This is a genomic window from Mycobacterium sp., from assembly GCF_032162605.1.
Taxonomy (GTDB): Bacteria; Actinomycetota; Actinomycetes; order Mycobacteriales; family Mycobacteriaceae; genus Mycobacterium.
Window position 1 is genome coordinate 1 of the sequence record NZ_JAVROT010000026.1, and the last position, 10,878, is coordinate 10,878.

The window sequence follows — 10,878 nt, forward strand, 5'->3', positions numbered from 1 at the left end:
CAGGGACACCGACGGAAACCGCGATCTACGGACGGTAAATCCGTCGGCTTACGCCTACGCAGGTTCGAATCCTGCACCTGCCACGCACGTCAGGCCCCCTTTCGAGCGGGCCTGACTTGTTCGAACGGCAGCGAATTGTCACGGATTGTCACAAGTCGCGTGAAACTCTGCGTGCGGACGCGCACCGTGGCACCTGGCGCTCGCTGTCACCGTTGCGGCTGACGAGGCGGCATCCACGCCATTTGTTGGCTGCATCCCGACGAGTGCCATCAAGCCCCCAGGCCGCCGCGCCTAGAGCGTTTGTGCTGAGCTTCTGTGGAGATCGGAGTGAAGCGACCGTCCCCGTCTGCAGTCGTATGGGTCGGTGTTGCGTCGTCGGACCGAGCCAAGAGGCGAAAATACCGCCTATCGGCGAACCCCTAAATCGTCATTGCCGCTGATGGTCCGAATGCAGCGTGCTCCAGCAAGAAATCGGCGCAGCGTTCCCCGATCATGATGGCGGGCGCGTTGGTGTTGGCTCGCGGAATCACCGGCAGCGACGAGGCATCCGCCACCCGGAGGCCGTCGACCCCGCGGACGCGCAGGGTCTCATCGAGGGCGCTGTCGGACTGTGTCCCCATCGCGACGCTGCACGCGGGGTGGCTCGTCGTGATCATGTTCTGCCTGATGGACTCCTCGACGTCGATGGCCGAGCCGGGTAGGAGTTCCCGTCCCACTGCGGACGCGATCGGTTCGGTCGCCATGATCTCGCGGGTGCGCCGCACTGCGCGGACGAGCGCATCCAGGTCTTCGCGTTCGGACAGCATGTTCAGGCGGATCTCCGGCGCCGCCGCCGGATCTGATGAACGCACCAGCACGCTGCCTCGGCTCTTGGGCGTCCAGTAAGAAGCCGCGACCGACAATGCGGGCTGCATTCCTCTCAGGCTGGTCGCTTGCACATCGATCGGAACGAAGATCAGCTGGAAATCGCACGCCGGAAGGTCAGGTGTCGAACGAATGTGAGCGACGGCCTCCGCGGCATTGCTCGAGAACTTGCCGCTTCTTCGTAGGAGCCACTGCAGCAACCACTTTGGGCTACCGGCGTCCGACAGCCCGGTGAAGCCCGGCGCCAACGCCCACTTGGTGATGGCATGCGGGTGATCGGTGAGGCCGCGGCCGACAGCTGGGCTGTCGACAACCGGAGCGATTCCGACTCCTCGCAGGTGATCGGCGGGACCTATCCCGGATATCTGCAAGATCTGCGGAGTGCCGAAGACCCCCGCGCTCACCACGACCTCCTGGTCGGCGAAGGCCTGTTGCACTCGCCGACGACGGCGATACTCGACGCCGACCGCCCGTCCGTTGCGGATGATGATCCGCCGGACCTCGGCCTTGGTGACGATGGTCAGATTGGGTTGACCCCGGAGGTAGCCCCGCGCCGTGTTCCAGCGCTGGCCCTCGAGGATGGTGACGGGGGAAATGGCGGCGCCATCGAGTTCGGGTCCGCTGACGTCGTCGTTGGCCGGGACACCTGCTGCCCGCGCTGCGGCGACGAATCTTTGGGACAGTTCGTCGACACACGGCACGCGACTCACGTGCTTGGGACCACTTTCCATCCGCTCGAACACGGGCGCGACGTCGTCCCACGTCCATCCCGGCAACTTCCAGCCGTCGTAGTCCAGCGTGCTGCCCTTTATCCATAGCATCGCGTTCATGCCGCTGGTGCCGCCGAGCGCCCTTCCGCGGGGTTGCGGGATCCGCCGGTCGCCGCATTCTGGTTCCGGCTCGGACTCGTACGCCCAGTCCAGGGACGTTCCGCGCTGGAGGGCGTAGAGCATCGGTGCGCGAATCGTGAGCCGGCGGTCCGAGCCGCCGGCCTCGATCAACAGGACCTTTGCCGAAGACTGACTAGCCAGCCGGCCGGCTACCGCGCAACCGGCGGAGCCTGCTCCCACCACGATGAAATCATATTCCGCCATCAGGCACTTCTCCCCCGGAAAGTTCGTGATCAGCGTACATCCGGCGCAGTTGGCGCATGTCCCTTTGGAGTTGATGGACTAAGCAGCCATCGGTCTCGACGCGTCTGAGGCAAGCGACGAGTCACGTCCCTCCGGCACTAAGAGAGAAGTGGGCATCAGGGCATAGAAACTAATCGGACTGACGGCCGCGCGCGACTACTTGCGAGAAGCTCCGAGCCGCGACGACAAGGGCGTCGGGCTGCGAGTGCACATACGTCTGCATCGTGAACGCCTTGGACGCGTGGCCCAGCCACGCTGATATGACTGCGATTGGCACGTCTTGCAGATGCATGAGGGTGCCGCACGTGTGCCGCGCATCGTGGTAGCGGATGTGCCGGACACCCGCCGCCTTGAGCATCCGTGCCCACCGCGACGTCAGCGCATGCGGGCTCAGCGCGGGATCGCGGTGAGACATGCTGCGAACATTTGCCCTGGTAGGCGATCAGAGAGATCTGTTCTGGCACAACGAGAAACGCGCCAATTGAGACTTAAAATCCGTCGAGCCACCTTCGCGACCTCTCGAGTGTTTCTGGCGACAACAGTCGCCGTAGAACCCTTCAACACCCACTGTGAAAGTCGGGCAGCTCGCACGATGGAGGTCGGTCGCGAAGGTGACCTGTTCGTTGGATCCGCGAATCCTGTGAGTTTCGAACACGTTGAGCCGGTACGGTCAGGCGATGGTCGCCCGGGGCGCTCTCATGGCAGGTATCGCCAAGCAGCTCGGCCATCCGCGCGGCGTGGGTGGCCGGATGGTCATGCTCGCGCTCAATCGAGGCAACCGCGGCTTCGTGCGCGCAGCTGTGCAGGCGTTGGATGCCGACGACGATGCCGTGGTGGCCGATGTCGGATTTGGCGGCGGTGTGGGCCTGAAGTTGTTGCTTGACAGCGTTGGTCGGTCGGGGTCCGTCCATGGGGTGGAAGTGTCGGACACGATGCTCAAGCAGGCCGCAAAACGGTATCGGCGCGACGTCGCGGCGGGGCGGTTGGCGCTGCACGACGGGTCGTTGACCCGACTGCCGTTCGCCGATGGCGCCTTGAACGGGGTCGTTACCGTCAACACCATTTACTTCGTCGCCGATCTGCAGGAGGCGTTCATCGAGTTGGCCAGGGTGACAGCACACTCGGGGCGCATCGTTGTTGGCGTCGCCAACCCCGAGACGCTGGGGAAGTTACCGTTCACTGACGACAGCTTCCGCCTTCGCCCCATACCCGAGGTCACCAACACGCTGCAAAGCGCGGGTTTCACGGTGCAACACCGTCGGATCGATGCCTCAGACGGGGCACCCCACCTGTTGATCGGCACGCCGGGTTCATCAAGCTGACCTTCGAGAGGTCCGCCGTGTCACCGATCTACATCGGGCCAGGAGACGACTTCGATTCAGTGAGGGCGTAGTGCGGCTTACTCCGGTCGAGCGGATACGACCTCAGTGACGTCGCCATCGAACGATCAGAAGCTCCCTACCGCGATGCGAAGGCGATCTGACACATGACAATCATTGAAGTGTTTCTTTGCGCTGTAGATGACACCACCCGCTGAAGACGTTCTGGCGTGGCTGGCGCGACGAACAGTTCCCGACGACTGGCGTGGCGATCGATTCGCTCATAACCCGACGTCAGCCTGGGGTCGTGCGAGCGGATCAGGATGCGGGAGGGCGGGCTGGTGATCAATGACAATGGGTCGCACCTTTGAGCACCCGTCCGGCGCCGAGCGCGATCTCAGGCCTATATCTCTTACGCCACTTTGGGTACAGTTAGTGGGTTCGAAGTCGTGGTCTAAAGTCATCTTTTATTCATCGAATATATGCCGGAATCGATGAGAATCCGCCGTACCGGTCCGGCATCGGCGAGACGCGAATTCGGTTGTATTGCAGGATAAGTCGCGACCATACGGACACGTGTCGAGAACGGCCAAACTCGAATCCGTTGGTCGTGGGTTCGAGCCCCACCCGCCCTACGTCAGAGGCTGTTTTTCAAGATCAGGCTCGCCGAGTCATCGTTTATGGGGGGAGAGGTCCCTGGCTCCGCGCTGGGCATCCAGAGATTTGACGGCTCCCTGCCAAGCCGTCCGGACAACGTCCAGCGCCTCCCGGACTGAGCCCGTGATGCGGGTCTGCCCGGCGAGTTGCGCCTGCCACTCGGCCGCGGTCCCAGGTAGAACGGCAGGACGTCGACACCGCGGCCTCGCCGCCGAGAAGCCCGGCCACGGGGTGCACGGCTCGGAGTTCTAGCCGATGCCGACGTGCGTGTTCGGCCCCAGCCGCCGATCGAACTGCGGGTTGGTGTCATTGATGACGAAGCTCCCCGCCGGGCCCAGTACGAAACCCGATTGATCGAAAGTGTTCGTGCACGCCATCGTCGTTCCGTCGTATCCACAGGTGACGTTCTTGAAGGCGATCCTCGAATCCGGGGGCAATGGCTTGAATACGTCGACCCCGCGCATGATCGGAGCATCGTTGGTCGCGAACCCCACCTGACCAGTCTGAAAGCCTGTCACGACGTTGCCCGGTGCGACAGGGAGGTTGCCGCTGCAGCCGTACCTGGCGCTGTTGCGGCTAATGATGCAGTCGATGTCGCCGTTCACGCTGAACGCGTATGTCGTGCCGTCCAGGACGGTGTACTCCAACGGATTGACCGAGGCGTAACTCATGATCGGCGGGGGCCCAGGCGCAGGCTCCGGATCGGCAGTCGCGAAGCCAGCCACGCCGACGACGGCTGCGCAGGCGGTGACAATGCCGATCAGGATTCTGGTGAGCACGACCCCACCATAAGGGCTGCCTATAGCACATGCACAGACAACTTCCCGAGACATCACTTCGCCAACGGGCTTCTGCCATCGGGCCGGTCGACCAGTGGGTTGATCGTGTTCAGCCCGAAACTCGCTCCCGGGCAGACGACGAAGCCCTTGATCGAAGCTGTTCTGATACGTCCCCAAGGGCGCCGTCCGTGCCACACATGACGTTTGGGCTCCTTACATCACTAACGCCACTTTGGTTCCATCGTTAGTGGGTTCGAAGGTTCGAGCAGGGGGCGGAGGAGGTGAGATGTAGCAGTGCTTCGAGTCCGTCGGCGCGGTACTACGTATAACCGATCTGAGCAGAGGTGGGTCGCGCAAACCTGCAAGTTACGGGCATGTTGCCAGCGATCGCCTGCATATGTTCGTCTTGACTGTGGGCTGAGCCACAGTTATCGTACTTATACGATTCACTAGATCGATGGCGAAATGATGTTGCTTGGACGTCGACTCGATCAGAACGTGTTCGCCGGAACTGCCGCGCGATCGCTTCGTTGCCGTGAGCGGCACGGGGTTCTCGCCGACTTCACCACATCCGAGGAGTTGCCCAATGAGCCGACAATTCAGCCGGCGCGAGATGCTGCGGTTTAGTGCAGTCGCTGCCGGCGGTGCCGCCGCTCTGGGATCGGGCGCGCTTTCGTTGACCGGTTGTAGCACCAACCGGCCGTTGACGAGCCCCGCCAGTTTCTCGGCGGGGCCGCCCCCCGGCGGCACACCTCGCCGGGGAGGGACGCTGCGCGTGGGGATGATCTCGGGCGGCAATGGCGAGACGCTCGATTTGCGCAAGATCACCACTGCAGGCGATATTTCGCGCAGTTCGGCCTTGTACGACCCACTGTGGTTCGTGGGGGAGTACGGCGCTGTGATTCCTGGTCTCGCAGAGTCTTGGGACTCCAACGACAAGTCCGACCTGTGGACCATTCGCCTGCGACAGGGCGTGCAGTTCCACAACGGCAAACCGCTCACTGCTGCCGACGTGGTGTACACCATCCAGAACTCGTGGTTATCGCCGGATGGATCTCTGCAACCGGTGCTCTCGCAGCTAATCGACGGCCCCAACGTACGCACCGACGGTCCGATGACCGTCGTCATTCCCCTGAAGCGGCCCCTGGCCCAGTTCCCCACCCTGGCTAGCGTGCAGAACTGTTACATCGTGCCGCAGGGATTCACGTCCTGGGACAAGCCAATTGGCACCGGGCCCTTCGTATTCAAGAGCTTCACCCCCGGGCAGCGTAGCGAGTTCACCGCCAATGACCACTACTGGCGCGGCGCTGGCCGCCCTCCGGTCGACAGTTTGGTGATCGACTCCTCTTTCGTCACTGACGAAACCCGACTCAACGCCCTGCTCGGCAGCTCGATCGACATCATGCCCAGCATCCAGCCCGCTCTTGGGCGTGCCAACGAAGCCTCCGGGCGGATCTACCTCGGCAACCAGCCGGGCCCTGGATGGTCCGGTGCCTGCTACCGCGTCGACCAAGGCCCGTTCGCCGATCCTCGTGTACGCCAGGCAGTCAAGCTCAGCGCCAACCGCCAGGCTGCTGCGGATCTGCTCTTCAGTGGCTACGCCGTAGCCGGCAATGACTGCGTCGGCTACACCGACCAGTACTTCGCCGACGACTTGAAGTCCGAGTACGACCCGGAAAAGGCCAAGTCATTACTCAAGTCCGCTGGATACGACGGTCTGAGCTTCGATCTGACCACCACATCTCTTGGGGCGACCACCAATCCACTGGCCACACTGTTCAAGGAGCAAGCCAAAGCCGCCGGGATCAACATCAACGTCAACCAAATCGATCCCGCGATCTACTTCACCAAGGAAGCGGGCTTTCAAACCCGGCCCTGGAGCATGGAGCTCTGGACGAACGCGGTGAGCTCGCTGACCTTGTTCTACCTATTCTTTCTCGTCGACGGTGCGCCCTACCAGGACTCATTCTTCGGCAATCCAGAACACGACGCGCAGATCTTCGCCGCCATGGCCGAGAAGGACGACGCACGCGCCAAGCAGAAATGGCATGACGTGCAGGTCGTGCAGCACGAGCAGGGCGGCACCATCAACTTCGTGAACTACAACTGGATCGACGGCTACGGACTCAACCTTCGCGGAGCCAAGACCACCAACGCCGGGCCATGCGACAACTTCGACTTCAGCACCACCTGGCTGGAAGGCTAAACCATGTCGACATCGAATTCCGTTGTTGTGCAGCCTGATACGGATGAGCCAAAGGTCGACGCGTCGCGCCCGGCGCTGCGTTACCGCTACCCGTTGGCCACGTTGATACTGCGACGCCTCGTGGCCGGGATCGCTACGGTACTGGCCGCCTCCATCCTGATCTACCTCGCCATCCTCGTGTTGCCGGGTGATGTCGCCTCAGTTGTGTTGGGACGCAACGCCACACCTGACCGGGTTGCCGAAGTCCATCAGCAGCTTGGACTCGACCGACCCATCTGGGAGCGATTCGCGAGCTTCCTCGGCGGATTCCTCAGCGGCGACTTCGGAGAATCCACCGCCGGTTTGGTGCAGGGCACCCACATCGACGTGGCCCACGTCGTGCTGCCAGCACTGGGTAATTCAGGGATCCTGGCGCTGATAACCATGATCCTGTTCATCCCACTTACTCTCGGTCTGGGCCTGCTGACCGGCGTCAAGGCCTACCGGCCGGTCGATCACGTCACCTCGATGGCGACACTGGCCATAAGCTCGCTGCCCGAATTCCTCGCTGCCTCTGCACTAATCGCCGTGTTCTTCTCCTGGCTAGGTTGGCTACCGCCGATTAGCAGCATCCCCGAGGGGGCAACGCCGTTCGACCATCCCGCGGTGATCGTGCTGCCCATCCTCACCCTGCTCTTGCTGAGCCTGTCGTTCGGATCACGGCTGCTGCGCGCGACCGTGATCGACGTGATGGCCCAGGACTACGTCACCATGGCACGGCTCAGCGGGTTCTCGACGCGCCACGTGTTGACCCGCTATGTCCTGCCCAACTCGCTAGTGCCCGTCATCCAAATCTTCGCCCAGCAGATTCAGTATCTGATCGGCGGGATGATCGTCATCGAGACCGTCTTCAACTATCCCGGAATCGGCACCGCCTTGGTGCGTGCAATCGCAGTCCGTGACACCCAGGAGACGGTCGTCATCGCCACCATTCTGGCGGCTCTCTACATCCTGATAAACCTCATCGCAGACGTGATCTGCATCGTGCTCGACCCGAAGACGAGGACCTCGGTGAAATAATGAATCGACTATGGAAAACGCTGTCGCACACCAGCGCCCAAGTAGGACTTGTTCTGCTCGTCTTCGTCCTGGCCGTCGCCGGGCTGGGCCGATTCGTGGCCCCGTACTCACCCACCGAACCCATCACGGCTCCTGGCGCCGGCCCCGGGCCAAGTGTCCTGGGTACCGGCTACTTAATCCTGGGGTCGGACTACCTCGGTCGCGACGTCTTGTCGCGAGTACTCAACGGCGGTCTGTCGGTCATCGCGATCGGCCTGTCGGCGACCCTGCTGGCCTACCTGATCGGTGTGGGCGTCGGCCTGCTGACCGGCTCGGTGGAGAACCGGGTGAGCTCATTGACCATGCGGGTGATTGACGTCATCATCTCCTTCCCACCACTGCTGGTGCTGCTGCTGCTCGTCGGCGGCTTCGGATCCAAGATCTGGGTACTGATCCTCGGCGTGGTCATCGTCTTGATTCCCGGCATTACCCGAGTCACCCGGGCCGCAGCCGCCACCGTCGCCAAGTCGTCCTACGTCGAGGTCGCGCGCACACGTGGCGACGGCACCATGACCATCTGGCGCCGCGACCTGCTACCCAACATCCTCCCAGTCGTCTTGGCGGACTTCGGTGTTCGATTCGGACTGTCCATCATCCTGGTGGCCAGCATGAATTACCTGGGTTTGGGCCTCGCGCCACCTGCTTCGGACTGGGGTTTGATGACCTCCGAGAATCAGAGCCTGATCGGACTCAATCCCTGGTCCGTGGGGGCACCCGCAATGATGTTGGCGCTGTTGACGATCAGCGTGAACCTGCTCGCCGACGCCTACGTCAAGACTCTGTCTGGTCGCGAAGGACCCCGGAACCCATGGTGGGCCCGACGCGGAACCACGCCGCCGATGGACACCTCCGACCCAGCCATCGAATCCACCGTCGCCTCCGAGGTCGAAGGAATCAAATTGTCATGACCAACGCCCGATCGACCACCGACATCACCACCCCCGCAGCCTCGCAGCCGGTCGCCACCGTCGAGAACCTGCGGGTCGAGACGGCCACCGGACGGTGCATCGTCGACGGAGTCTCTCTGCAGCTGTGCCACGGTGAGATCCTCGGCGTCGTGGGCGAATCCGGCAGCGGAAAGACCACCTCGGCATTGGCGTTCTTTGGCTTTGCTCAACACGGGGCCCGCTTCACCGGCGGTACCGTCCGACTGCCCGATCATGCCCCAATCGACCTGCCGTCGGCGACGAACATGCGCGACCTCCGTGGCCGTTACTTCAGCTACGTGCCGCAGAACCCCGGCACCGCACTGAATCCATCGATGCGCGTCGCCACCCTACTGGGTGAGGTCGCCGCGAGACGCGCCGCCGTCGACGCGACATTCGCCCGGGAGCGCGACACCGTCACCACCGATGTCCTCGGCATTGTCGGGCTACCGACGTCGAAGGACTTCCGCGCCCGATACCCGCATCAACTGTCCGGCGGTCAACAGCAGCGAGTCTGCATTGCAATGGCTCTGCTGTCGGGTTCGCGGGCCATCGTCCTGGACGAGCCGACCACGGGACTGGACGTCATCACACAGTCCGCGATCATCGAGGAGTTGCAGCGGCTGCGTCGCGAAAGCAACGTCACAATGCTCTACATCTCGCACAACCTCGCCGTGGTATCACAGCTGGCTACCAAAGTTGCCGTCATGTATGACGGCAAAGTCGTCGAAGTCGGCGCGACCCACTCGGTGCTGAATTCTCCGTCGCATCCGTACACACGCAAGCTTCTCGACGCCAGTCCAGATCTCAATCGACCCGGAGACAAGTCGCCGTTCGGCACCGTGACCACCTCGTCCGACGTCGTCGAACCTCAACAGGTCCTGCAGGTGTGCGATCTCAACATCACCCACCGGGTGCGCGGCGTAGAAGCCCACTCGGTGCGCGACATCAACCTCGGGCTCCGCCACGGGGAATGTCTGGCGCTAGTCGGCCAATCCGGCAGTGGCAAGACAACTATCGCGCGCGCCGTTGCCGGTATCCAGTCCGTCGACTCGGGTGAAATCAGCCTCAACGGGACGAGGCTTCCCGCGATGGCGACGGAACGCAGCGTAGATCAGCGGCGCCGACTTCAGATCGTCTTCCAAAACCCCACCGCGGCACTCAATCCCCGCGAGACGATCCGCACCGCCATCGACCGCGCGCGACGCCAGGTGGCCAAGTCCGACGAGATTTCAGTGCCTTCAACGGCCGACCTGCTCGACATGGTGCGCCTCCCGCACGCGATGGCGGAACGTCTGCCCAAGGACCTCTCGGGCGGTGAACGCCAGAGAGTCTGCATAGCTCGCGCTCTCGCCGCGCGACCAGAAGTGATGATCTGCGACGAAATTACCTCCGCGCTAGATGTTTCCGTACAAGCATCGGTCCTCACTCTGATCAACGAACTCCGCCGAGAGCTCAACCTGGCGCTGTTGTTCATCACTCATGACCTAGGCGTAGTCGCCGGAATCGCCGACATGGTGATGATTCTTGAGAACGGCCGCGTGCGCGAATTCGGCAAGACGGCCGACGTTCTCGGTGCCCCTTCCTCGGCATACGGCCGCAGCCTCATCGACGCGGTGCCGTCGCTCGCAGCGGCTACCGCCTGAACCCCAATCAACCGAAAACAGATCGACAAAAGACAGGGATACTTCATGGCTGCCAACCCGATTCACCATTGGATCAACAACAAGGTCTACCCGGGCACGGCCGGCACCACCGCGCCGGTGACGAACCCCGCCACCGGTGAGGTCACCGGCGAGTTGGCGCTCGGCAGCGTCGAGGATGCCCGCGCCGTCATCGATGCCGCCGCCGCGGCGTTCCCGGCCTGGCGGGACACCTCGCTGACCAAAAGGACTC

At 62.8% G+C, this 10,878-nt stretch carries 9 protein-coding genes and 1 tRNA gene; 7 read left to right on the plus strand and 3 right to left on the minus strand.

The features are described 5' to 3' along the window. The first annotated feature begins 2 nt into the window (after positions 1-2). Positions 3-83, plus strand: a tRNA-OTHER gene (locus QOI01_RS01150). Between the two features lie 336 nt (positions 84-419). Here QOI01_RS01150 and QOI01_RS01155 read toward each other — a convergent pair. After that, positions 420-1,958 carry a GMC family oxidoreductase gene (locus QOI01_RS01155; RefSeq protein WP_526377803.1) on the minus strand — a complete coding sequence of 513 codons (1,539 nt, stop codon included), beginning with the start codon at positions 1,956-1,958 and terminating at the stop codon, positions 420-422. A 169-nt stretch (positions 1,959-2,127) separates the two neighbouring features. Next, complete coding sequence (locus QOI01_RS01160; RefSeq protein WP_526377805.1) at positions 2,128-2,412, minus strand: tyrosine-type recombinase/integrase; 285 nt, start codon at positions 2,410-2,412, stop codon at positions 2,128-2,130. A 262-nt stretch (positions 2,413-2,674) separates the two neighbouring features. Here QOI01_RS01160 and QOI01_RS01165 point away from each other — a divergent pair, with 262 nt between their 5' ends. Continuing rightward, entirely contained in the window at positions 2,675-3,319 is a 645-nt protein-coding gene (locus QOI01_RS01165; RefSeq protein WP_526377807.1) for a methyltransferase domain-containing protein, read from the plus strand. Positions 3,320-4,221: 902 nt separating this feature from the next. On the opposite strand, the gene QOI01_RS01170 is transcribed toward QOI01_RS01165, so the two are convergent. Further along, positions 4,222-4,752, minus strand: coding sequence for a hypothetical protein (locus QOI01_RS01170; protein WP_526377809.1), 531 nt, complete (start codon positions 4,750-4,752; stop codon positions 4,222-4,224). A gap of 586 nt (positions 4,753-5,338) precedes the next feature. Between QOI01_RS01170 and QOI01_RS01175 the strand changes: the two genes are divergently transcribed. The 5 genes from QOI01_RS01175 to QOI01_RS01195 all read left to right on the plus strand — a co-directional run. Next, the gene (locus QOI01_RS01175) at positions 5,339-6,958 is read left to right on the plus strand and encodes an ABC transporter substrate-binding protein (protein WP_526377811.1); all 1,620 of its coding nucleotides are present in this window, start codon (positions 5,339-5,341) and stop codon (positions 6,956-6,958) included. Between the two features lie 3 nt (positions 6,959-6,961). Beyond that, the gene (locus tag QOI01_RS01180) at positions 6,962-8,017 is read left to right on the plus strand and encodes an ABC transporter permease (RefSeq protein ID WP_526377813.1); all 1,056 of its coding nucleotides are present in this window, start codon (positions 6,962-6,964) and stop codon (positions 8,015-8,017) included. Next, complete coding sequence (locus tag QOI01_RS01185; RefSeq protein WP_526377815.1) at positions 8,017-8,964, plus strand: ABC transporter permease; 948 nt, start codon at positions 8,017-8,019, stop codon at positions 8,962-8,964. Before QOI01_RS01180 ends, QOI01_RS01185 begins: the two co-directional genes overlap by 1 nt. Then, on the plus strand, positions 8,961-10,628 hold the full coding sequence (locus QOI01_RS01190; protein WP_526377817.1) for an ABC transporter ATP-binding protein: 1,668 nt from the start codon (positions 8,961-8,963) through the stop codon (positions 10,626-10,628). The genes QOI01_RS01185 and QOI01_RS01190 overlap by 4 nt, the downstream gene beginning before the upstream one ends. Before the next feature lie 45 nt (positions 10,629-10,673). Continuing rightward, positions 10,674-10,878, plus strand: a 205-nt coding sequence (locus QOI01_RS01195; RefSeq protein ID WP_526377819.1) for an aldehyde dehydrogenase family protein, incomplete at its 3' end; no start/stop codon positions are given.